Origin of the sequence: Candidatus Avelusimicrobium sp. (assembly GCF_050873505.1) — a bacterium.
Lineage (GTDB): Bacteria > Elusimicrobiota > Elusimicrobia > Elusimicrobiales > Elusimicrobiaceae > Avelusimicrobium.
Genome location: NZ_JBNMIY010000004.1, coordinates 61,463 through 85,839 on the forward strand (window position 1 = coordinate 61,463; position 24,377 = coordinate 85,839).

General features: G+C 52.2%; 17 protein-coding genes. 7 read left to right on the top strand and 10 right to left on the bottom strand.

Annotated elements, in window-relative coordinates:
* Positions 1–96: 96 nt before the first annotated feature.
* Positions 97–2,583, bottom strand: a complete 2,487-nt coding sequence (locus ACR0QV_RS03245) for a heavy metal translocating P-type ATPase (RefSeq protein ID WP_432634545.1) — start codon at positions 2,581–2,583, stop codon at positions 97–99.
* 108 nt (positions 2,584–2,691) lie between these two features.
* On the opposite strand from ACR0QV_RS03245, the gene ACR0QV_RS03250 reads away from it, so the two are divergent.
* The gene (locus tag ACR0QV_RS03250) at positions 2,692–3,987 is read left to right on the top strand and encodes a hemolysin family protein (RefSeq protein WP_432634547.1); all 1,296 of its coding nucleotides are present in this window, start codon (positions 2,692–2,694) and stop codon (positions 3,985–3,987) included.
* Between the two features lie 33 nt (positions 3,988–4,020).
* On the opposite strand, the gene ACR0QV_RS03255 is transcribed toward ACR0QV_RS03250, so the two are convergent.
* The 6 genes from ACR0QV_RS03255 to ACR0QV_RS03280 form a co-directional block, all read right to left on the bottom strand.
* Positions 4,021–4,620 (bottom strand): HAD family hydrolase, encoded by a 600-nt coding sequence (locus ACR0QV_RS03255; protein ID WP_432634549.1) that lies wholly within the window; start codon positions 4,618–4,620, stop codon positions 4,021–4,023.
* A gap of 109 nt (positions 4,621–4,729) precedes the next feature.
* Positions 4,730–5,746, bottom strand: coding sequence for an adenylosuccinate synthetase (locus ACR0QV_RS03260; protein WP_432634551.1), 1,017 nt, complete (start codon positions 5,744–5,746; stop codon positions 4,730–4,732).
* Complete coding sequence (gene purB / locus ACR0QV_RS03265; protein WP_432634553.1) at positions 5,739–7,133, bottom strand: adenylosuccinate lyase; 1,395 nt, start codon at positions 7,131–7,133, stop codon at positions 5,739–5,741. The genes ACR0QV_RS03260 and purB overlap by 8 nt, the downstream gene beginning before the upstream one ends.
* A 128-nt stretch (positions 7,134–7,261) precedes the next feature.
* On the bottom strand, positions 7,262–8,716 hold the full coding sequence (locus ACR0QV_RS03270) for an efflux transporter outer membrane subunit (RefSeq protein WP_432634555.1): 1,455 nt from the start codon (positions 8,714–8,716) through the stop codon (positions 7,262–7,264).
* On the bottom strand, positions 8,713–11,874 hold the full coding sequence (locus ACR0QV_RS03275; RefSeq protein ID WP_432634557.1) for an efflux RND transporter permease subunit: 3,162 nt from the start codon (positions 11,872–11,874) through the stop codon (positions 8,713–8,715). The genes ACR0QV_RS03270 and ACR0QV_RS03275 overlap by 4 nt, the downstream gene beginning before the upstream one ends.
* A 2-nt stretch (positions 11,875–11,876) precedes the next feature.
* Positions 11,877–13,235, bottom strand: coding sequence for an efflux RND transporter periplasmic adaptor subunit (locus tag ACR0QV_RS03280; protein WP_432634559.1), 1,359 nt, complete (start codon positions 13,233–13,235; stop codon positions 11,877–11,879).
* A 151-nt stretch (positions 13,236–13,386) separates the two neighbouring features.
* Here ACR0QV_RS03280 and cysK point away from each other — a divergent pair, with 151 nt between their 5' ends.
* The 6 genes from cysK (at position 13,387) to ACR0QV_RS03310 (ending at position 20,421) form a co-directional block, all read left to right on the top strand.
* On the top strand, positions 13,387–14,307 hold the full coding sequence (cysK, locus tag ACR0QV_RS03285) for a cysteine synthase A (protein ID WP_432634561.1): 921 nt from the start codon (positions 13,387–13,389) through the stop codon (positions 14,305–14,307).
* A 9-nt stretch (positions 14,308–14,316) separates the two neighbouring features.
* Positions 14,317–15,156 (top strand): hypothetical protein, encoded by an 840-nt coding sequence (locus tag ACR0QV_RS03290; RefSeq protein ID WP_432634563.1) that lies wholly within the window; start codon positions 14,317–14,319, stop codon positions 15,154–15,156.
* Positions 15,157–15,224: 68 nt separating this feature from the next.
* The gene (locus tag ACR0QV_RS03295) at positions 15,225–16,661 is read left to right on the top strand and encodes a phospholipase D-like domain-containing protein (RefSeq protein WP_432634565.1); all 1,437 of its coding nucleotides are present in this window, start codon (positions 15,225–15,227) and stop codon (positions 16,659–16,661) included.
* 1 nt (position 16,662) lies between these two features.
* Positions 16,663–17,400, top strand: coding sequence for an endonuclease/exonuclease/phosphatase family protein (locus ACR0QV_RS03300; protein ID WP_432634567.1), 738 nt, complete (start codon positions 16,663–16,665; stop codon positions 17,398–17,400).
* 34 nt (positions 17,401–17,434) lie between these two features.
* A complete protein-coding gene (locus tag ACR0QV_RS03305; RefSeq protein ID WP_432634569.1) occupies positions 17,435–18,901 on the top strand; it encodes a monomeric [FeFe] hydrogenase in 1,467 nt (488 codons plus the stop codon).
* Between the two features lie 395 nt (positions 18,902–19,296).
* A complete protein-coding gene (locus tag ACR0QV_RS03310) occupies positions 19,297–20,421 on the top strand; it encodes a tetratricopeptide repeat protein (RefSeq protein WP_432634571.1) in 1,125 nt (374 codons plus the stop codon).
* 104 nt (positions 20,422–20,525) lie between these two features.
* On the opposite strand, the gene ACR0QV_RS03315 is transcribed toward ACR0QV_RS03310, so the two are convergent.
* From ACR0QV_RS03315 to glyA, 3 genes are all read right to left on the bottom strand, one after another.
* Positions 20,526–21,722, bottom strand: coding sequence for a hypothetical protein (locus ACR0QV_RS03315; RefSeq protein WP_432634573.1), 1,197 nt, complete (start codon positions 21,720–21,722; stop codon positions 20,526–20,528).
* Positions 21,723–21,742: 20 nt separating this feature from the next.
* Positions 21,743–22,957 carry a hypothetical protein gene (locus ACR0QV_RS03320; protein ID WP_432634575.1) on the bottom strand — a complete coding sequence of 405 codons (1,215 nt, stop codon included), beginning with the start codon at positions 22,955–22,957 and terminating at the stop codon, positions 21,743–21,745.
* Between the two features lie 168 nt (positions 22,958–23,125).
* A complete protein-coding gene (gene glyA / locus ACR0QV_RS03325; protein WP_432634577.1) occupies positions 23,126–24,373 on the bottom strand; it encodes a serine hydroxymethyltransferase in 1,248 nt (415 codons plus the stop codon).
* Between the last annotated feature and the right edge of the window lie 4 nt (positions 24,374–24,377).

Consider the following 24,377-nt stretch of genomic DNA (forward strand, 5'->3'; position numbering starts at 1 on the left):
AGAGTAAGTCTCCTTGTGGGGTATCTAGTTTTATTTTATCAATTATAAAGGCCGGGTGCTTACAGCCACCCGGCCCTTAATGTTATTAGCAAGCGTTTATTGGATAGAAACCACTTCGTACCCGGCATCTTGCACTACTTTTTTGAGGGCTTCTTCGTCCAGCGCGGTAGCCGATTCCACCACCGCCATTTTTTTGCCCAAGTTTACGCGTGCTTCCACACCCGGAAGCGCGTTTAAGGCGCGTTCTACGCGCGCGGCACAATGGCCGCAAACCATCCCTTCAATAATTAATGTTTTACGCATACGGTTGTCCCCTTTCGTTTGTTTAGTTTTCACACCTGTCGGTTTAAAAAAGCGCAGTCTCAGCGCGTTTGACACCACACACACCGAACTGAAACTCATCGCCGCCGCGGCTACCATCGGGTTCAATTTCCACCCCAGTGGCCCATATAACACACCCGCCGCCAGCGGAATCCCCAACACGTTATAAAAGAACGCCCAAAACAGGTTTCCCTTTATGTTTTTGATGACCGCCCGGCTTAATTCCAAGGCAGTAGCCACGCCCGTGAGGTTACCCTTTAATAGTACCATATCGGCTGACTCCACCGCCACATCCGTCCCCGTGCCAAACGAAATACCCACATCCGCCCGCACCAAGGCCGGGGCGTCATTTACGCCGTCGCCAACCATTGCGACGACTTCGCCCGCTTCCTGCAAATGGCGGATGACGGACTCCTTGTCCTGCGGCATTACGCCCGCAATAACGGTTTCAATGCCTGTTTGGCGGGCCACTTCGCGCGCGGTTAGTTCGTTATCGCCCGTTAAAAGCACAACTTTAAGCCCCTTTTGCTTTAACTGCGCCACCGTTTCCGCCGCCGTGGGTTTTAGAGTGTCCGCATACAACACCGCCCCCAAATACTGCTGCCCGCGCGCAAAAAAGATTGGCGTTTTTCCCCCCTGTGCAACCGCGGCGGAAAGTTCATCCCCGTTAGGTACTTGTATGCCGCAAGCGTTGAGCCACTTTAAATTTCCCCCGCGCAGAATTTCGCCGGACACCCGGGCCGATACGCCACACCCCGGCTCCAAGGTAAACTCCTCGCCTTGCGAAAGCGAATTTTTTTTCTGTTGGGCATATTCCACCAACGCCCGCGCAAACGGGTGCTGGGAATATTGTTCCAGCGTGGCGGCTTGGCCGATTAAATCCACCTCGCTAACGCCCGCGCCGGGCTCTACCCCGGCCACCTGCATTTGCCCCGTGGTAACCGTACCCGTTTTATCCAACACCACCGTAGTAACTTTATGCGCGCGCTCCAACACAGCCGCGCTTTTGACTAAAATTCCGTTGCGCGCCGCCGTGCCCGTACCCACCATAATAGCCGTAGGCGTAGCAAGCCCCAGCGCACACGGGCAGGAAATAACCAGTACCGAAATCGCCGCAGACAACGCAAATGACACGCCCGCCCCCGTAAACAGCCACACGCCAAAGGTAAGCAAGGCTATCCCCAATACGGCAGGAACAAACACCGCGCTCACGCGGTCGGCCAAGCGCGAAATAGGGGCCTTACTGCCCGAAGCCGCTTCCACCAAGGTAATAATTTGCGAAAGCGTGGTATCCTTGCCCGTGCGGAGTACGCGCACCTGCAAATAGCCACTTGTTAAAAGCGTTCCGGCGGAAACGGTTTGCCCCGTAATTTTATCTTGCGGCACGCTCTCGCCCGTCAGGGCGGATTCATCTACTGCACCACCGCCTTGGGTAATTTCGCCGTCTGCGCCAATGCGCTCGCCCGTGCGAACCACCAATATATCCCCCGGGATAATGCCCTCTACGGGGATTTGTACCTCTTTCCCGCGGCGAAGCACCGTTGCTTGGCCGGGTAACAGCCGCACCAAGGCGGAAATAGCATCGGACGTTTTGACCTTGGCCCGTGCTTCTAACCATTTGCCCAAAGTAACCAAGGTTAAAATCATTGCGGCGGATTCAAAATACAAATTACCTGATGCATCAAAGGCGGCGGTCCAATCACCGGGTTGCATTAAATACAACACCTTAAAAAGCGTCCACACCCCGCTGATAACTGCCGCGCCGGAACCGAGCGCCACTAAACTATCCATATTGGGCGCGCCTAAAAAGAGTTGTTTTAGCCCGCGCGTAAAAAACTTGCGGTTTAAAAACAGCACCGGCAGCACCAGTAAAAATTGCACCAAAACAAAAATACCCGGATTATGCGTAATAACATCCGGCAGGAGACCGCCCGCCATATGCCCCATAGAAACATACATTAGAGGCGCTAAAAACAAGAGCGAAAGCCAAAAGCGCGCCTTTAAAGCGGAGGCCTGTTCCTGCGCCAAGGCCTGCGGCGTGGAATCCGCCTTTTTTTCGCTAGGAACATCATACCCCGCTTGGCGGACGGCGGATACAATTTCCGCCGGGCCTAATTTATTTTCGTCGTAATCCACATACAAGGTATTTTGCAATAAATTCACAACCGCCGAGTGAACCCCGGGCACGCGAGAGACGGCCTTTTCCACGTGCGCTTGGCAAGCGGAGCAGGTCATCCCCGAAACTAAAAATGTCTTCTTCATCTAGAACCCCCTGTTAATAAGAATAAACCCTGCGGGGCAAATTGTCAAGGCGGCAAGAGGGGTAGTTGCCTTTGCGGTCTCGCTTTTTTGCTACACTATATATGAAATATGACGATACTTATTATTATTTTAATGCTTATTTTAAACGCCTTGCTGGCCGCTTACGAAATGGCCTTGGCGTCCGTTTCGCGCACGAAACTTTCCATTTTAGCGCAGGAAAAGCGCTCCGGCGCGGAACAAGCCCTGTTTATGAAGGACCATATGGAGGGCAGTTTGGCCGTGGTGCAAATCGGCATTACGCTGGTAGGCGCGGTGGCCGCCGCTACGGGCGGGGCCGGGGCGGATGAAATGTTTTCCCCCTTTTTGCAAGATTGGTTTGACCTGCCCAAACGGCTGGCCGATGCACTGGCGGTAGCGTTTGTGGTAGTGCCGCTTAGTTTCATTACCATTATTTTCGGTGAACTGACCCCCAAAACCTTTGCTATTAAAAACAAAGAATTTGTAGTGTTAAAATGCTCCCCGGTAATGCGCGTGCTTTACACGCTGCTTTCCCCCATTGTGCATATTATGGAAGCCATCGTGCGCTTTTTTACTAAAAAAACCTTTACCAAAGCGCTTGACCCCAAGGAAGCCCAAAAGGCCGCAATGGCGGACTTGCGCACGGCGGCGGCGATTGCCTCTTCTTCGCGCTTGTTTGGCAAGACGGAAGAAAAAATCGTGCTGTCCAGCGCGATGTTTTGCATCCGCAAAATTCGCGAAATTCAGGTCCCTTTAAACCAAGTGTATATGCTAGACGCCAACGACTCTATCGCCGACACCTTTGTTAAAGCGCATTTGGATATGCACACGCGCTTCCCGGTAAAGGAACGCCCCGACGACCCGCAAAGCATTATCGGCTACTTAAACTTTAAAGATATTTTCTTATCAACCAAAATGTCCGGTGGCGCACCGACGAGTGCGCGCTCCATTGTCCGCCCCGTACTGCGTTTGGAAGCCGACACCATTATTTCCGCCGCGCTGGAAAAAATGATGAAGAGCAAACAGCACTTGTGCTTGGTAACCGAGGGCGAAAAAATCACGGGGATTTTGACCTTGGAAGACATTTTTGAAGAAATGGTGGGCGAAATTGAAGACGAATACGATTTCTTCCCCGCCTATATAAAACCGTTTGGCAACGCGTGGGTGGTAAGCGCCAGCGCAAAAATGGCAGACGTATTTGAGCGGCTTGATTTATCTATCCCCGCCGACGTGCCGGACAATATGACAATGGAAAAATGGATTGGCGTAAAACTCGGCCGCCAGCCCACCAAAAACGAAAAAATAAAGGCGAACGGAATTATCTTGGAAACGCGCAAATTCCGCCGCCACAAACTAATGGAAGCCATTGTAAATAAGGCCGAATAAAATATACCGCCCCGGAGTTACCCGGGGCGTTTTTTATAAAATAGCGCGCTTTATTAATTCCAGCCGCAGTTGCTCCGGGCTAGTAAAAAGAATTGAATCAATTCCCAAATCCTTGGCGGCGGACACATTGTCCTTATTATCATCCGTAAATACGCAGTTATCCGCCCGCAACTGGTAGCGCGACAAAAGCCGCCTGTAAATTTCGGGCTCCGGCTTATTCATTTTTTCCTCACCGGATAAAACCACTCCGTCCAAGAGAGATAAAAAATCAAACTTTTTGCGCGCAATGGGGAACGTCTCCGCCGACCAGTTTGAAAGCGCAAATACGCGGTAATTTTTCCCCTTTAATTCGCGCAAAATTTGCACCGTGCCTTTAATGGGACCGCCCAGCATTTCTTCCCAGCGCAAAAAATACGCATCAATTTGCGGCGCATATTTAGGGTATTTGGCCTTGGCCTCGGCTAATCCCTCGGCAAACGGCCGGCCGGCATCCTGCTTGGCGTTCCAATCAGGCGGGCAAACGGTGGTTAAAAACCACTCCATTTCTTCCGCGGAAGCAAAAATCTTTTTATACAAGTGGCGCGGGTTCCAGTCAATCAGCACTCCGCCCAAATCAAAAATGATGTCTTTCATTTTTCCCCCTTGCTTTATTATAACTTGCCCGCAACGCCCTGTAAATACTTATAATTAAAAACCCCGCCCGGCAAACATCCCAGGCGGGGCAAAAGTATTTTTTATACGCTTATAAAACCAAGGTATCTTCCATATCCGGCCCGGTGGAAATAAGCGCAATTTCCGGGTGCGGATACACCTCGGCGGACAGTTGCTTTAAACTATCCAAAAAAGCCTTGGCTTCGGGCGTGAAATCCTCGTATTTTTTCACGCGGTCGTTGCCGGGGAACATATCAATATGCGTAATGGCGATTTTGGTGCAGTTGTTAATCATAATCGCACGGGAAGCAGAGCGTTTTTCAAACGCACCGATACGGCGCAGGCGTTTGCTGACGCTACCGATTTCGTGCCCCTTGGTGTGATAAACTTCCAACTCTTTTTCGTCGGTCATTTCGTGGTCCAGCGGGCCCGGGCCGACGCGGGTAATGTAGGGTTTAAATACTACATACACGTCCTTTACGCTCTTGGGGCCGAGGCCGGCTTCGCCCAAAAAGGTGCTGGCCGTGGTATCGCGCGACGTAACAAACGGATATTCCCCGTGCAGTAAGGAAAGTTTAATGCCCTGCGTGCCTTCCAGTAAGATTTCACCGCCCTTATCCAAGCACCCGTTTAACAGTTCGGGGACGTCTTGGATAAATTCCTTTAACAACGGTTCGTCCTTGGCAAATTTAATATTGCGGCGCTCAATGCGGTCGCGCACCGCTTGTCCAAGCCCCGTTCCCACACTGCCGATGTGCTTCATAAAGTGGGCCGCGCTTTTTTCAGCCGCGGTTTGCTCGTCCGTAATCAGCACGGCGTACGGGTCAATAATCAGGCGGTCCTTGGTACCGGTAAAGTTTACCTCGTCCAAAAGCCACTCGGTTTTGGTGTACGCCCCTGCGCCCAAGACGAGTTTGGTCTTGGGGTTTAAAAACCCGGACGGAATATTTTTAAGCGTGTAGGATTTGCCGTCCTTTACCACAGTATGCCCCGCGTTGGGGCCGCCCACGCGCACACAATAATCGTAATTGCCCTTATAAGACAAATACGCCGAAATCTTGCCTTTTCCTTCGTCGCCGGCTTGGCCGCCGCAAACAATATCAATCATATTTTCCCTCCGCCAGTTGCACGGCGCGCCCCAGATAAGTATCCGGAGAAAGCGCCAGCAACCGCTGTTTGGTCGGCCCGTCAACGGCCAACCCTTCTATAAATTCTTGCCATAACGCGGGCGTCATTTTGCGCCCGCGCGTAAAATCGCGCAATGTTTCGTACGGGTTTGGATAGCCCGCCGCGCGTAAAATCGTCTGTACGCCCTCCGCCAATACTTCGGGGTGGGCGGAAAGTTCCGCCTGTGCCGCCTGGCGGTCAAACGAAATTTTGGAAAGCCCCTTTGTGAGGGACAAATACGCCGTCAGCGCGTAGCCAAACGCTACCGCCATATTGCGCAAGACGGTGGAATCGGAAAGGTCCCTTTGCAAGCGGGACACGGGCAACTTGCGCGAAAAAAGTTCCAACAGTGCATCCGCCACCTGCAAGTTTCCCTCGGCGTTTTCAAAATCAATCGGGTTTACCTTTTGCGGCATTGTGGACGAGCCCACCTCGCCCGCCGCCGTTTTTTGGCGCACAAGCCCGGCGGAAATATACCGCCACATATCTTGGCTTAATCCAAGCAAAACCGTATTAATGCGACGGACGTTATCAAACAGTTCCGCGTATGTATCGCGGTTGTCCACCTGTGTAGAAATGGGACTTAATACCAGTTTTATTTTGCGCCCTGTGTTTAAAGCCGTTACAAAGCGGCGCGCGGCGGCCGTCCAATTTACCTTGGGGAACGCGGCCAAATGCGCATTGTAATTGCCCACGGCACCGCCGAATTTTAATGAAATTTCGCGCTTTTTAAGTTCCTGTAATTGACGGCTTAAACGCGCCTCAAACACGCGGATTTCCTTACCAAAGGTGGTGGGGACGGCGGCCTGCCCGTGCGTACGGGCGAGCAACACGGAGCGGGCTTCCTTGCGGGCCAACCGGGCTAAATCCTTTTGCAAATTTTCCAAGGCAGGCAAAAGTGCCTTTTCCACTCCGTCCGAAAGCAACATTGCATACGCCGCGCTGTTGATATCCTCGCTGGTGAGCGCAAAATGGAACCACTCCAAGCGGTCCTTTAACGGAGTATTTTTTAAGCGCAATTTTAAAAAGTATTCCACCGCTTTCACGTCGTGTTTGGTGGCGGGAATTTTTCCGTAGCCTTCAAACTCCAAGGCGCGGATAACATCCAAATCCTGCTCCGAAAGGGGCAACAAATTATTTAACAAATCCGTTTCTTGGGCGGACAAGGCCGCAAAACGCGGCAATTTTAAATGGGATAAAACGGTAAACCAGTTGAGTTCCGCGCGTACGCGGGATGCAGTGAAGGCGGCTTCGCTCATTACACTTCTGAGCGCGCCCAATCTGCCGCCATAGCGGCCGTCTAACGGGCACAACGCCGGGGTCTTCATACATATAGTTTATCAAATTTGCGCCGCCTTTTTGGTAAGTTTACGGGTGGTTTTTAAGGTTAATTGGGGCAAAAAACTCCCCGGCGGGAATACCGACGGGGAGTTTTTTAAATCAAACGGCGCAAATTTTATTTTTCGGTTTGCGCTTGGTTGGCCAGTTCAGCCTGTTGTTTTTTGACTAAATTTTCATACGGGCCGAAACCGTCCTTTACGTTCCAACCGCCGCCCAAGGCCTTGGACAAATTGACCACCGCAGACAATTCGTCGTTGCGGGCGGAGGCCAAATTCATTTCAGCCGACAACAGGTTTTCCTCTACGTTAAGCAAATCGGTTACGCCGATAAGCCCCGCATCTTCCTGTTTCTTCGTCAGGTCGTAACTGCGGCGCATTGCTTCGGTTTGCTGTTTGTACGAGTCAAAGATATCGCGGTTAATGCGGTTGGCGGATAAGGCGTCCAACGCTTCTTTAAACGCGCCCTGCACCGTTTTTTCGTAGGTGGCCAGCATTTCGCGGTAAGCGGCTTCGGCCTGTTTGTTTTGGGCGCGGATTTTGCCACCCTCAAAAATAGGCGCAAGCACCTGCCCGCCGATAGCCCACACGCCGGCGGAACCCGTGAACAAGTTGTTAAGCGCACCGCTTGCATATCCGGCGGAGGCCGTCAGCGGGATGCTGGGGAAATAAGACGCGCGCGCCGCGCCGATATTGGCGTTGGCGGCGATCAAATTTCCTTCGGCAGAGCGTACATCCGGGCGGCGGGCCAACAAGTCGGAGGGCAAGCCTTCCGGCACATTGGGGATTAACGTAATATCCGCTAAATTCTTGCCGCGGGGCGTATTGTTTTCCACCATTTCGCGCGGGGATTTACCCAACAGCACGGACAGCGCCGTTTCCGTCTGCGCAATTTTCAAGCGCAACTGCTGTTCCTGCGCCTGGACGTTAGCCATATTGGCTTCCACGCGCTTCAAATCCACTTCGGTGCTATAACCGTTTTTATAACGGCTGGTGTAAATGCGGACGTTTTCTTGGCGCGCCTTTAAGGTGCGCTGGGCAATCAATAATTGCTCGTCCAAGGTGCGCAAGGCAAAGTAGTTTTTGGCTACATCGGCGGTTAAGGTCAAGCGGACCGTATCGCGGGAAGCTTCGCTCGCCAACAGTTTGGCGCGGGCCGCTTCGCTCAAACGGCGGTATTTGCCCCACAAATCCAATTCAAAGGATACCGACACATTAGCCGTGCTTTGGGATTCGCCGGAGCCCAACTTGTTCCCGGCGCGGCCGGATTGCCCGGCGGCCGACAAACTGGGCAACTGGTCCGCGGTAGCGATACCCACTGCCGCGCGGGCTTCGTCCACGCGGGCTACTGCCGCTTGTAAGTCCTTGTTATAGGCCAAGGCGGTATCTTCCAGTTCGTTTAATGTGGCGTCCTCAAACACTTCCCACCATTTGGCATTGGTGAAGATGCTGAAATTATCCGCCGCTTCGCCCGTGGGCAAATCCAAGTCCGGCTGTTTATAGTTGGGGCCCATTAAGCACCCGGCCAAAAGCAAGGCCGAGGCCAACGCCGCCCCTATGCGTTTATAGTTCATAAATTCTCCTTTTTCGTTTCTTCCACGTGGTCCACCACCACACCGATTTGTTCCGGCTCTTTCTTCCAACCCGAGAACAGGCAGAAGAACAACGGGATGAACATCGGCGCGATAGCCGTAGCGGCTAACATACCAAAGACCACAGCCGTACCGATAGAGTGGCGGCTGGCCGCACCCGCACCGGTGCTGATAGCGAGCGGCACGCACCCTAAAATGAACGCCAAGGACGTCATTACAATCGGGCGGAAGCGCAGTTCGGCCGCTTGCACGGCGGCTTTGGCCGTTTCCATACCTTGGTCCTTTAACATTACGGCAAACTCTACAATCAAAATAGCGTTTTTAGCCGCCAAACCGACCAAGGCCACCAACGCAATTTGGAAGTAAATATCGTTGGAAAGACCGCGCGCCCAAGTACCCGCCAAGGCGCCGAAGATAGCAAACGGCACCGCCATCAATACGGCCACCGGCAGGCTCCATTTTTCGTACTGGGCCGCCAAAATCAGGAACACCACCAACATCCCCAGCATAAGGGCCGTGGCAGAGGAACTGCCCGAAATGGTTTCCTGGTAGGTGGTACCCGTCCAAGCGAGCGTAAAGTTGGAATCCAACACCTCTTTGGCGGTTTCTTCCATTGCGCGGATAGCGTCGCCGGAACTATAACCCGAAGCCGGGTTCGCCATTACCTTGGCCGCCGGGAACACGTTAAAGCGTTCCACCATATCCGCACCCAAGGAGGGCGTAAGCGTAATAAGCGCCGAGAGCGGCACCATTGCGCCCGAGTTGGAGCGCACATACACACCCGCAATTTGTTCGGGGCGGGCACGGTACGAGCCTTCGGCCTGCATCATTACTTTAAAACTGCGGCCCGAATAGGTAAAGTCGTTTACATACGTCGTACCGAAAGTTCCCTGCAAGGTAGCATACAAGGACGAAAGCGGTACGCCCATTGCCTGCGCCTTGATTTCATCCACCGTCATAGAATACTGCGGCACGGCGGCGGAGAAGGTGGTGCTGACGCTGGAAAGTTCAGGCCGTTTTTGCGCGGCGGCGATGAACTTTTGGGTTTGGGCTTCCAGGTCCCGGCTGTCGCCGGAGCCGCGGTTTTGGATATACCCTTCCAAACCGCCCGTGGTGCTCATACCCATAATGGGCGGCGGGTTAAAGGGCATTACTACCGCGCCCGGAATCGTGTTCTTGGCCTGCATATAAAGCGCACCCACCAGGCCCGCAGAGGACAGAGCCTTGGTCTTACGTTCTTCCCACGGTTTTAATTTGATAAACGAAGCAATACCGCTGCTCTTCATTGTACTGCTTAACATATCAAAGCCCGCAAACGTCAGTTCATCGGATACGCTGGGCTGGGCCAAAATTAATTTTTCCAGTTCCTTGGCTACTTTATCGCTGCTGGCCAAAGAGGACGCCGGGTCCAACTGCGTGGACACCATAATCATACCTTGGTCTTCATCGGGCAGTAAACTGCTGGGTACAATTTTAAACATCGCCCACGCGCCCAAGAAGAAGAGTGCAACCACCACCGCGGAAACCGACAGACGGCGGATAAAGTAAGATACCCAAGTACCGTATTTTTTGGTCAATTTGCCAAAGAATTGGTCAAATTTATAGAAAAATCCGCTGGTCGGCTTTTCCTGCTTTTTCAGCAACAGCGCGCACAACGCAGGCGTTAAGGTCAACGCCACCAAGCCGGAAATAACCACGGACACGGCAATCGTAATAGCAAACTGCTGGTACATCACACCCGTCAGCCCGCCCATAAACGCCACGGGCACGAACACGGAGCACAGCACCAGCACAATCGCCACCACCGGGCCGGACACTTCGTCCATAGCCTTAATGGTGGCTTCTTTTACGGGGAGGTCTTCCTCGTCCATAATACGTTCCACGTTTTCAATTACCACGATAGCGTCGTCCACTACCATACCGATAGCGAGTACGAGGCCGAAGAGCGTAAGCGTATTAATAGAGAAGCCAAAAAGTTTCATCCCGGCAAACGCACCGATAATAGACACCGGCACAGCCAAGCACGGAATTAATGTGGCGCGCCAGTCCTTTAAGAACAGATAAACGACCAAGAACACCAAAATCATCGCTTCAATTAAGGTATGGATTACTTCTTTAATAGACGCTTTTACGAACAAGGTGGTATCGTAAGCGATTTTGTACTCCATATCCAAATCGGGCGGGAAGTTGGCGGCCAATTCCTGCATACGTTTTTCAACCGCCTGCGCGGTAGATACGGCGTTGGCGCCCGGAGAGAGATACACCCCGATCGGCACAGCGGGTTTACCGTTATAGTTACCGTTAAACTCATACGTCTGGCTGCCGAGTTCCACGGTGGCAACATCTTTTAAGCGCAAGGAAGTGCCGTCTTTATTTGCGCGTAAAATAATGTCTTCAAACTGTTTGGGATCGGTCAAGCGGCCGGGCGCAATAATGGAATACGCGCGGTCCACCGCCACCGGAAGCGGCGGCTGGCCGATTTTGCCCGCCGCGCGCTGGACGTTCTGCGCCTGTATGGCCGAGGCCACATCACTCACAGACAACCCGCGCTGGGAGAGCACATCCGGCTTAATCCAAATGCGGATAGAATAGTCGTTGGCGGACATTACCTGCGCATCGCCCACACCTTCAATACGTTTTAAATCATCTACAATGTTTAAAAGTGCGTAGTTCCCTACCGTCGTAGTATCGGAACGACCGTTAGGGGAATAAAGCGCGATTAACTGCAAAATAGCGGAGGATTTTTTATTGACCTGAATACCGTAGCGGCGCACGTCTTCGGGCAAGGTGGCCGTAGCCCCCTGCACGCGGTTGTTGACGTTAATCATCGCCTGGTCCGGGTCGGTGCCGACTTTAAAGGACACCGTCAGTTTCATATCCCCGTTGGAGGAGGAAGTGGAGTTCATATACAGCATATCCTCCACCCCGTTTACCTGCTGTTCCAGCGGAGCGGCCACCGTATTGGCAATTACCTCCGGGCTGGCACCCGGGTAACTGGCCGACACCTGCACGGTGGGTGGCGTTAAGTCCGGGTATTGCTCAATAGGCAACATCGTGATAGACACGATACCCGCCAAGGAAATTAACAGCGAAATAACCGTAGAAAAAATAGGACGGTTAATAAAGAATTTAGAGAACATAATTATTTCCCCGTCTGCGCGTTATCCGCGGCCGCTACTTCTTTGGCTTGGGCCGCATCTTGCGGCAAGGCCTGTTCGTCCGGCGATTCGGCAGATTCAATGGCTTCTTCCAACTTGGCTACATCGCCTTCGTTCGCCGCCGGAGCCGCGGTCTCTTCGGCTTTGGGCATAAAGGTTTGCATTTTGGCGGTAACTTCCATCCCCGGGCGCAAGCGGATAAGCCCGTCCGACACCACCTTTTCGCCCGCCTTTAAACCGTCGCTGACGATATACATATCGTCCTGCATTTCCGCCTGAATCGGGCGCGCCACAATCATATTGTTTCCGTCAATTACATAGGCAATTTTGCCTTGCGCGCTGTTAAGCACCGCGGAGGACGGAATCAAAATAGCATTTTTATAGATAGCGCCCACCAAGCGCACACGCACAAACTGGCCGGGCATTAAGGCACGGCTCTTTTTGGGGTTGGCAAATTCGGCCTTAATCGCCAAACTGGACGTTTGGGTGTTTTCAGAACTGTCAAAGAAAACGATTTTACCCTTTTCGGAATACAATGTACCGTTGGGCAAAACGGCTTCCACATACACAGGAGCCTGAGAAGCGGTCAACTTGCGGTATTCCTCGGGTTTTAACAGTTGTTTATCGTCGCTGCCCAACACGATTTGGCCCGACATAAAGCCGGCAGCCAATTTTTCAAACTGGCGGCTGGGCATAGAAAAGTTTACATACAAGGGGTCAATTTGCACCATCGTCGTCAAAAGGCCCGATTCGCCCGCGGCGGAAATCAAACTGCCGACGGATTGCGCTTCTTTACCCGCAATGCCGGAAATCGGCGCGGTAACCTTGGTGTAACCTAAATTGATTTGCGCATCGTTCACGCCCGCCTGCGCCACCTGTACATTGGCCTTGGCGGTATCATAGGCGGAAATGGCGTTATCGTAATCCTGTTGGCTGACGGCGTTATCGGCGCGGAGTTTCTTCATACGCGCATAAGTGCGCTGGGTGCGGCGTTCTTCGGCTTGGGCTTGGGCCAAGGCGCCCTGGGCTTTTTCCAACGCTACCTTATATTGTTTGTCGTCAATTTGAAAAAGTTGTTTGCCCTCGTTTACATATTCCCCTTCATTATACAAGCGGGCCTCTAAAATACCCCCCACCTGCGCGCGGATTTGAATTTCCAACGAGCCCGCTACTTGGGCCGGGTATTCAATATCCCAAGGCAAATCCTGCTGTACCACCTCTACCGCATTGACTACGGTCGGGGCGGCGGCCCCGCTGGCGGCGGATTTTTTGCAGCCGGAAACAAACACGGTTGCCAAGCCCAAAGCCATTACGGCAACGGGCAAAAAGTATGTTTTCTTCACAAGTTTCTCCCAATATAATAAGGTTAATGTCTTTCCCAAGATTATATAAAAATTTTTCCTATGGCAACACTTTTATATAATTAGTTAAAAATAAGGTACTGACAAGCGGCCCGCAAACACTTATAATAAAGTGTACCTGTTGGGGGAAAATATGAACGAAAAAAAATTTACTCTTTTGGAACAAACCATTGGGCACACGCCCTTATTAGAACTGACGCGCATTAACACCACGCCTGCGCATATTTGGGCCAAACTGGAAATGTTTAACCCGTATAGCGTAAAGGACCGCGCGGCCCTGTATATGTTAAACGCCGCAAAAGCCGAGGGCAAACTGGCCCCCGGCGGTACAGTAGTAGAGCCCACCAGCGGCAACACGGGGATTGCACTTGCGTTTTTGGCCGCGGCCCGCGGGTACAAAATGATTTTAACTATGCCCGAAAGTATGAGCGCAGAGCGCGTGAAACTGGTAAAAGCATTAGGGGCGCAAATTGTTCTTACCCCCAAGGCGGATGGGATGAAAGGCGCCGTAGAAGCCGCCTTAAAAATTGTGAAGGAAACACCCGGAGCCTTTATGCCTGGCCAATTTGATAACCCCAACAATCCGCGCGCGCACGAGGAAACCACCGGGCCCGAAATTTGGAACGCCTTAAACGGGCAAGTGGATATTTTTGTAGCCGGGGTAGGCACGGGCGGCACAATTAGCGGGGTGGGCCATTATTTAAAAAAGCAAAACCCGCACATTAAAATCGTGGCCGTAGAACCCGCCGAGTCCCCCCTCTTATCCGCAGGTAAGGCGGGTCCGCACGGCATACAAGGCATCGGTGCCAACTTTGTGCCGGGAAATTTAGACAGAAGCGTTATTGACGAGATTATCCCCGTAAAAACCGCAGACGCCCAACAAACCGCCCGCGAACTGGGGAAAAAGGAAGGCCTTTTGCCCGGCGTATCCGGCGGGGCCGCGCTGTGGGCCGCGTTGGAACTGGCTAAACGCACCGAAAACAAGGGCAAAAATATCGTTGCGTTATTGCCCGACAGCGGCGAACGCTATTTAAGCACAGGCCTTTTTGATTAGGAGCACGCTATGAACAAGTGGTTGCTTGCAGGTTTTTTAAGTTGTGTGGTGTTTGGCGCGTTTGCCCAAACCGCGCCAGAGCCGGATGAGATTGTAATTGAAATGCACGGGGAAAGCACTTCCCCCCAAGCAGGTGTTTCCGTTTGGAGTAAAAACGCCCGCCAATTAACGCGACTCTTCCGCGGTAAAGACAAAACCTATGTACTCTACCAAGTGGAAAATGTTTCGTCCGCCGATAAAATCATCCGCGCCCAAAACGGCAAGCGCTATACTTATGTCCGCTACGGGAGCGACGACGGCGACTACCGCAAATTTCTGTTTAATGCCCAAGACCCGCAAACCTTTGTGGTGTGCGCGGCCAACGTGGCGGATGTATTAGCCGTCAATACAAAATACGGCGTTAATTTAGGGGTCAGCCAGCGGGATTTTTTGCGCACTTATGAAAACAAGGCCACGCTCACTAATTTACTAGACAAGGCGGCAAATAAAACCTATCCCGTTTACCGCTTGGAATACACGGACGTAAACCATAAAACGCCTGTGCCTACTTATTTTGTGTTTGACGAAGGCTATTTAAAAGATACGCTATCCGGCGAAGAGGCCTTTACCGCTTACGCAAATAACCTTTCAAAAGTTAATAAGGGCCTAACCAAACAAGAGAAGGACGCCCAAGCCCAGCGGGAACAGGCCGAAAAGCAGGCCCGCCAAAAGCAAAACCGCCCTGTGCGCAAGGCGCTTGTTTCCGGCGGAACGGCAACCGACCAAGCCTATATGCCCCGCGCGGTAAACGCTACCCCTTTGCCCGCGCTAACGCCGAGCAAAATTCCGGCAGGAACGCCGCTTAACTAACCCTTTTAAAGCCCGCCAAACGGCGGGCTTTTTGTTTCGTTTCTCCCCAGATTTCCTATAATAGAGGTATGAATATGGATACGGTTTCGCTTTCCTCATTTAGTATTGCCGGGTTTTTATATGTACTGTTGCAAATTTTTGTAACGGCGCATATTTTGCGCTATAAGGACGATGTAAAAAGTTCTATCGGCTGGATTGGCCTTGTGTGGCTGACCCCGCTGCTGGGCAGTATTATTTACGTTCTCTTTGGCATTAACCGCATCCGCCGCAAGGCGTTGTCCTTGCGTAACAAAGGGCCGAACTTAATGGCGCTGACAGGCAAAACGGAACAGGAAATCCGCCAAGAAATTCCGCGGTCGTTTCTGCAACTTTTGCGCCTTGGCTACAAAGTTCACCCGCAACTTTTTTCCTTTGGCAACTACGCCGAACCCTTATTAAATGGGGACGAAGCCTATCCGGAAATGTGCCGCTTAATTGCAAGTGCAAAAAAAGAAGTCCTCCTGCAAAGTTACATTTTTGATAACGACCGCGCGGGGCAACTTTTTATCCCCGCCTTAAAACAAGCCGTTAAAAACGGAGCCAAGGTAAAAGTATTGGTGGACGGCGTAGGCCTTAATTATTCAAAACCCACGATTGCCGCCGCCCTGCGCAAAATAAAAGGCATAGACTTTGCCGTCTTTTTACCGTCCAAAAGTCCTATTAACTTGCCCTTTGTCAATTTGCGCAACCACCGCAAAATTTTAATTGTGGACGGAGAAACCGCCGTTTTTGGCGGGATGAATATTGCCGCTGGTAACCTCGTTCAAACAAACCCCAAAGAGCCTATACAGGACATTACCTTTAAGGTTTCCGGCCCGGTGGTGGACCAAATGTCGCGCGTGTTTGAAGAGGACTGGCTCTTTGCGGGCAAACGCCACTTTATCCCCGTTTCCTTTAAAGAGTCCAAGGCACTCCCGGGCCATATGCCTGCGCGTATCATCCCCGACGGACCCGACAGCGACTACGGCAAACTGGAACAACTGATTTTGGGCGCGCTTTCCTGCGCCCAGCACGAGGTGAGCATTGTTACGCCGTATTTCCTGCCGGAGAGCGACATTTTGTCCGCCTTGGAAGTAACCGCTATGCGGGGCGTAAATGTGGAAATTATTTTACCCTCCAAAAGCAATATCTTGGGGATGGACTACGCAATGCACGCCAATTTCGCCAAACTCCTCAAAAAGGGCGTAAAAATCTACCGCACCCAACCGCCCTTTGACCACAGCAAAATCGTATTGGTAGATAAGGCTTGGATTTTTGTCGGTTCGGCCAACTGGGACGTGCGCAGTTTTAAACTCAATTTTGAGTGCAATATGGAGTGCACCGATAAACACTTGGCCGAAAAGTTGGCGCAAATCATCGCGCGCAAAAAAGCAGGCGCGTTCCAAGAAAAATTATCTAAGGACAAACCGCCCTTTTGGCGCACCTTGCGCGACAACGCGTTTAAATTATTAACGCCCTATTATTAATATGTTTTACAAACAACCCCAAGCAGATAAAATTCTCGTCCAGCACGGCCGCCCCACCGCCCCCACGCTCCCCAACTGCTTTACCGTGTGCGTGTGGAACTGGCAAAAGAGCAAGCAAAAACCGTGGAAGGACGAATTTAAACAAGTGGCCGCGGCCGCGGATTTGTTTTTGGCGCAAGAGGTGCGCCGCTCGCCCGAAGTGTTTGAAATAATGGAACAAACGCCCTATCATTGGAGCGGGGCCGTCAGTTTCTTTTCCCGTCAAAACAGTCCCACTGGTGTGGCGACGGGGTGCATTGCAAAACCGCTTCAAATTGCCTTTAAAGCAGGCGAAAGAGAACCGCTCTTGCGCGTGCCCAAAATGACGCTCTCTACGCTTATCCCGCTTGCGGACGGGCGTTCTTTACTCGTTATCAACGTCCACGCTATTAATTTTAGGGGGCTGAAACCCTTTGACACCAATTTAAAGCGCGCCGCCGAACTGTTACTCAATTACAGCGGCCCCGTGCTTTTGGGTGGTGATTTTAATGCTTGGAGCCTAAAACGCCGCCGTTTGTTATCCTGTATGGCCCGCGCGGCGGGGCTCGCCGAAGTGCCCTTTGAGCCCGACAACCGCACCCGCTGTTTGGGCCGTCCGGTGGATTATCTGTTCGTGCGCGGCCTGCGCGTAAAAGCCGCGGGCGTACGCATTACGCGCGGCTCCGACCACAATCCGCTTTTGGTGCGTTTGGAAGCCTAAAACAGCAATACAAATATGCTAAAATATATGAATTATGAATACATCTGACAATAAAGCCGTGTATTTTAAACGCGAAGCCCTCAAACGGGTGGTTGCCGCGTTTGATAAAGGTACGCTTGAAACCCAAGCGGAAACCATTCCCTTTGAAGTGCTGCCGAAAGATTCCAAATCTACGGTACGCTGCTGCATTTACAAAGAACGGGCCGTCTTCCGTGCCCGCACGTTGGCCGCGCTGGGCGGAAGCGTAGAAAAAGACGACGAAGCCACGTCTCTTAACAAATACGCCAAAGACGCCCTCCTGCGCAAGGCCGTGCCGGAAACCCCGCTGACCGTAATGGATATCGCCTGCAAGGGTTGTGTAAAGGCCCGCCATTTGGTAACCGAGGCCTGCCAAGGCTGCTTGGCGCGTCCGTGCCAACAGGCCTGCAAATTCGGTGCGATTTCGTTTAGCGAAGGGCGCTCCCGCATTGATGCCGACAAGTGCAAAAACTGCGGCCAGTGCAAGGCTGTCTGCCCCTACAACGCCATTACCTATGTGCCCGTACCGTGCGAGCAATCCTGCCCGGTAAACGCTATCCACAAGGGCGAAAACGGTTTTGCCAAAATTGATTTTGACAAGTGTATTTCCTGCGGGCATTGTATGGATGCGTGCCCCTTTGGCGCCATTATGGAACGCAGCCAATTAATTGATATTTTGACCCAATTAAAAAGTTCCCACAAGGTCTGTGCGATGATTGCGCCGTCTATCGTCGGCCAGTTTGACTGCACCTTGCCGCAACTGATGACCGCTATCCAAAAGGCGGGTTTTGATAAAGTAACCGAAGTCGCCTTGGGCGCGGACATCACCACCGCCAACGAAGCGCGCGAACTGGTGGAACGCTTGGAAAACGGCGCCCGCTTTATGACAACTTCTTGCTGTGCGGCGTGGATTCAAGCTGTCAAAAAGCATTTGCCGGCGTTGAGGGATTTTGTTTCCCACACCAAAACCCCGGCCTCTTACACCGCCGATATTGAAAAGAAAAACGGTTTTGTTACCGTATTCGTCGGGCCGTGCGTGTCTAAACGCGTGGAAGGGATGGAAGACCCCAATATTGACTATGTAATGACCTACGAAGAATTGGGCGCTATGCTGGACGCCAAGGGCATCAATCCCGCCGAGTGCGAGGAAATGCCGCTTGACCCGGCGATTTCCGGCGAAGCCCGCTACTACGGTGTAACCGGTGGCGTGGCCCAAGCGGTGGAAAACGCGATTGCGGGCAAACGTCCCTTTAAGAAAATGGCGATTAACGGCCTGGACAAAAAGGCTATGTTAATGCTTAATGCGTTTGCCAAGGGCGTGGGCGACTTCCAACTGTTGGAAGTAATGAGTTGCAAGGGTGGCTGTATCGGCGGCCCGTGCACAATGAAAAAACAAGCCCAAGTGATTAAGCCGATTAAAGACTTAGTCGCCGCCAGCCCCAAAGTGCCCTGCGCTTTGGACGATAAAAAAGAAGCGAAATAACCAACGCTTTAAAAGGAACACCCCGGGTTAATTAGCCCGGGGTGCTTTTCATTTATACCAAAAGCAGATTCTGAAACAAGTTCAGAATGACCGCTTTTTTATAAAAAGCCCTTTTCCCTTGTCATCCCCGAATGTTTCTGTCGGGGATCTGTCGTTTCGGAAGAGAACAACTACGGCAAAAACAGATTCCCGACTACAACACTCGGGAATGACAGCAATAAGAGCGAGATCCCGGATAAAAACCTTCCGGGATGACGGCACGCTGCGCGCCGCCCTCTGCTGGCCACTAAATTCAGGATGACCTTGTAAATATGAGCACATATAAGTTTGCCCGTTATGACGGGCGGCAAAACAGGTATAATAAAAAGAGATATAAAAAGCATCCGGGGAATCATATGAAGAATTTTCTAAAAATTGCGGTTGCCCTGCTCGTGGCGGCCGGGATATATGCGTTTGCCTTTTACAAAACGCCACAACAGCGCACCTTTGCTAAAACCTTAACCCAAGCGCAGGCCGGGGATGTGCCGTCTGCGGTAAAAACCGGGGATTTTTATGCGCAGGGCCTTGGGGTAGAGCCTAACGGCGCACAAGCCGCCGAGTGGTACCGCAAGGCCGCCGCGCAAGGCGATACGGGCGCCGCGTGGAAACTCGCGCAGTTATACATCCAAGGCACGCTGGTAAAGCAAGATTACGAGGAAGCCCTGCCTTTTCTCCAACTGGCCGCGCAGGCGGGCAATGTAGCCGCGCAAACGGAACTCGCGCGCTTTTACAGCGAGGGCCTTGGTGGCCTTTCCGCGAGCAAGGGCGATAGTATTTTGTGGAATTTAAAGGCGTCCGCTATGGGTAGCCCGGAAGCGCAGGAAACCTTGCGCGCCCAGCGGGAGGCGGACCCCGATTTTTACGATGTGGTCAATCGTTTTTCAGCCACCTTATTACTAGCCGCACAGGGCGACAGCCAAGCCAAACTTTCCGCCGGAGAGGGCTACCGTATGGGCTATCCCGTTACCAAAAACGACGAGGAAGCCTTGCGCTATTTTACGCTTGCTTGGCAGGAGGGGCAGTTATCTGCGGCGGCGTTTGAACTGTCCGAAATGTACCAAAAAGGCGAAGGGACAGAAAAAGACGAAAACAAAGCGTTAGAACTGTTGGGCGCGGCGGCGCAAGCCAAAAATCCGTCTGCCCAATATGCTTTGGGGGAGCGGGCGTATAAGGCTGAACCTGCCAATTATCAAGACGCCTTTGCGTGGTTTTCCAACGCGGCCGAGGGGGGACTTGCCCAAGCGCAATATATGACGGGCTTTATGCTGATGCAAGGCCAAGGCACGGAGCGTTCTGTGCCGCTCGCGATTGAATTTTTCAAAAAAGCCGCAACCCAAAACGATACCGCGGCGCAATATGTGCTCGGGCAGATTTATTGGAAGGGCCTCGGCGTACCCAAGGATAAAAAAGAGGGCCGGGCTTGGCTGGAAAAGGCCGCGGCGGGCGGAAATTTAGCCGCACGTGAACTTTTAAACCAGTAGAAAGGAATTAGCCTCGGCAACCCCGAGGCTGTTTTTTGTGGTCCGCAGGAGCCGTTTTTAAGAGTGCGACTTTACAGAAACAGTGTCGCGCAATTAATCAGCCGTTAGCGCATTGAGTTGCCGTCCGCAGGACCTGCTAGGGTACCGGTGGTAATGTCTAAATCATACCGAAGTTCAGCGGGGCGGGTGCCGGGTTGTCCGTTCTTTTGAATAACCACGCGGATTTTATCGTTGGCTTCAATATCAAAAAACCGCTCCAAATGCAGATAATCCATAAACGGATACGCAGGGATTTGCTTCAACACGCGCCCTTTTCTAAACTGCTCAATTTGCACCACGGCCTCATCGGGTGTTAAGTGCGTAATGGGCCGGCCCAACACGCGGACCAAGGAGCCAACGGGCTGCCCGGGCATTTCCACCTGTTCGGCCAAGCGGCGCACCCATTGGATTGGTACAATTTGGTTAAAATCGTTAATCGGTTTATGGTCCAAAAGTGCCCGCCACGCGGCACGCTGCGTGTTGGTATTGCCTACAATGCCGACAAATACGCCCGCCGCCTTGCCATTTACAAGCAAGGGCGAGCCGCAATAGCCGTTTAACACGGGGAAATCCTGATAGCGCGCCAAAATGCGGTGCGTGCTGGAAAACAAAACATCAATTTTGGTAAACCACGCAAAATTGCCGTGGGAAAATCCGGCCGATTGCGCCGGGTGGCGCGGCGAGGGCAACTTTTCGTCGGGTTCCAAGGGAACAATATATTTCCCCAACTCTTCCGGAATTTTAAAAATAGCAATATCCGCCCCGCGCAAATGGCCCTCTTTTAGCGTAGTAATCTGCGTATAAAACGGCTTACCGTTTTCATCAAACAGTTCAATATAGGGCTCCCGTCCGATATCGTTTAAAACGTGCTTGGCCGTAACGCCCCACATTTTGCCATTAATAGTAACGGCAAAAGCCGAGCCCTTTCCGTGCGTTTGCGGAGAGTGCTGTAAGGTAAAAACGGCTTGGCGGATATTTTTAGGCGCGGGCAATAACGGGCGCGGTTCAGCGGGTGCTAAAACGCTTGTACGCAACAAGGGCGTTATCAGGCGCCGGGCCAAGGTATTGGCCGCCTGCGAGCGCGTGGGCACGGTTAATAAGCGGTTGTTTACTTGAAACCGTACTTTATTAAACCAGCGGGCACGCAGTGCGTGTGTAATTTTAAAATCTTTAAAAACGCCCGGTAATTTGCCTTGCGCAAAAGCAGGCCCCGTCAAAAAGCAAGCGCAGGCAAGCACCAAGGCTAAACCCCTGTATTGCATTGTTCCCCCATTTAAAACCCTTATTTAATGGCTTCTTCCAAGGTTATGTTGCGGGTCTGCATATCCACCCAATACGCATAGGTGGAGCCGTCCGCCCGGCTGATGATAATCTTGGCTTTTTGCAAACCTTTAAATTCAAACCCCGTATCCAAAGAGGTAACTTCTAAAAGCGGGTTTTGGTTTAATGTCTGTTCAAACCCGTCCTCGTAATACGCGGTTACGCTTTTGACCGTTTCGGTAATGGGCAATTTCCCTACGCGAAGCCCGCCAAACAGCAACACACGCCGCGCAGAACCGGGATTGCGGTATTCGCGCAATAAATCCTGCAAGCGGGAAAACGGTACAATTTCGCTAATATTGGATAAATCTTGCTTTTTTGGATAGTTCCGGTTGGAGTAGCGGTTCCAGTACCACTCCGCCCGGTCCGCCAGCGGGTGCGAAGTACCGAGCGATAAGCCCACGGCTTCGCCCTTATCTGTTACTACAAGTCCGCCTGCATCGGTTAAGGTTTCTTCCGCTTCCGGGTTTAACCCCTCTATAATACGCTCCGTGTTGGCAGTCAGCACGCGGCGTTGCGCTTTTTGGTATTGGCCTTTGTTATATCCATAAGTAAAAAGGTTAGTGCCCTTTTTGGGGTAATCCTTGGCCCACATTACAGGGCGGGCTACTTGCAGGGCTTCTTGGGGCAGGCGGATGAGGGCGGCATTAATGCCTTCCGCGCGTCCGGCTAAAACCACTTCCGCCGGATAGGTAAATTTTTTGTCTTTTATATAGAAGGAAATTTCCACATCCTTGCCCATATATTGCACATATTCCTGTGGGGCAATCCCCCACAAAACGGTTTCGCCGTTGTATTCTTCGGCAATCACAAAACCGCTTGCTTTAAAACCGCCGTCTTTGCCCGCAGCGGACACGGTAAACAAAAAATGCGGCGTATTTTGTTCAAAGGGTTGCAAGGCTGTACCCTTTAAAAGGGAGGATTGCACGCGGCTGGCGGCGGCAATTTGTTGGGATACTTGTACGGCTACGGACGGGGCCATCGGCGTTATGGGAACATTTACCGCAACAGAGGGTACTTGGGGCACCCGGACACGCGGGTAAATGCGGGTAACGACTTTTTTAATAAAGTTTTTACCTGTGGCCTTTGCGCCACCCTTCACCAGGGCTGATTGCGCAAAAGACGGTTGCGCGAGTAAAACGGCCAAACAGGAAAGAAATAAAATTCGTTTTTGCATAGACACTCCTTACGATAACGCCTGATACTATTAATTTACCTGTTTGCTGCCTAAATAAACAGGGCCGTTGGACCTATAAAAATCCGGCTTTAAGACCTATCTTTTTTGTAGGCCCGTAAATATAAAAAGCCCCGGGCGGAAAATACTCCGGCCGGGACTGTAATAAAATTACGCAAGCGTTGGGTACAGCGGGAATTTTTCCAAGAATTTTTTAACTTGTTGGGCCACTCCTGCCAAGTACGCTTCGTCTTCGTGGTGAGAAATCGCCTCGTCAATAAACGCGGCCACCTGCGCCATATCCGCTTCCTTCATCCCGCGCGTGGTAATGGCGGGCGTTCCCAAGCGAAGGCCGCTGGTAACAAACGGCTTTTCGGGGTCAAAGGGAATTGTGTTTTTGTTAGCGGTAATGCCCGCTTTATCCAGGGCGGCTTCGGCCGCTTTACCCGTCAAACCTTTGGAACGCAAATCAATGCACATTACGTGGCTGTCCGTTCCCCCTGCCACCAAGCGGTACCCGCGCGCCATTAACTGTTTGGCCAGTTCCGCGGCGTTCAATTTTACTTGGTGTTGGTAGGCTTTAAATTCGGGCTTTAAGGCTTCGCCCAAGCACACGGCCTTGCCCGCAATCACGTGCATCAGCGGCCCGCCTTGCACGCCCGGGAAGACCGCGGAGTTAATGGCCTTGGCCAGTGCGGCCTTGCATAAAATCAGCCCGCCGCGCGGCCCGCGCAGGGTTTTGTGCGTGGTCGTGGTTACCACATCGGCATACGGCACCGGGCTCGGATATTCCCCGGCAGCAATCAAGCCCGCATAGTGGGCCACATCACACGCTAAATACGCCCCGCAGGAATCGGCAATTTCGCGCAAGCGTTTCCAATCAAACACGCGGGAATAGTTGGAAGCCCCCGCCATAATAAGTTTCGGTTTGTGCTCCAAGGCCAAGCGAGCGGCTTCGTCGTAATCAATTTCTTCGGTATCCTTGCGTACGTTCATTGCCACAATGTTGTACAACTTGCCCGAAAAGTTAAGCGGGTGTCCGTGCGTTAGGTGTCCGCCGTGCGATAAGTTAAGCCCCAATACGGTATCGCCGGGTTTTAACAAGGCAAAGTATACCGCCATATTGGCCTGCGCGCCGGAGTGCGGCTGCACATTGGCGTGTTCGGCGCCGAAAAGTTGCTTGGCGCGGTCAATCGCCAGTTGCTCCACCACATCTACAAATTCACAGCCGCCATAGTAGCGTTTGGCGGGATAGCCTTCGGCGTATTTGTTGGTTAAAATAGACCCCTGCGCCTGCATTACGGCCAACGAGGTAAAATTCTCGGAAGCAATCAGTTCCAACTTTTCGCGCTGGCGGTTTAATTCGTGGCTTACGGCCTCAAAAACGGCCGGGTCGGTTTGTTTTAAATCGGGATACATTTTT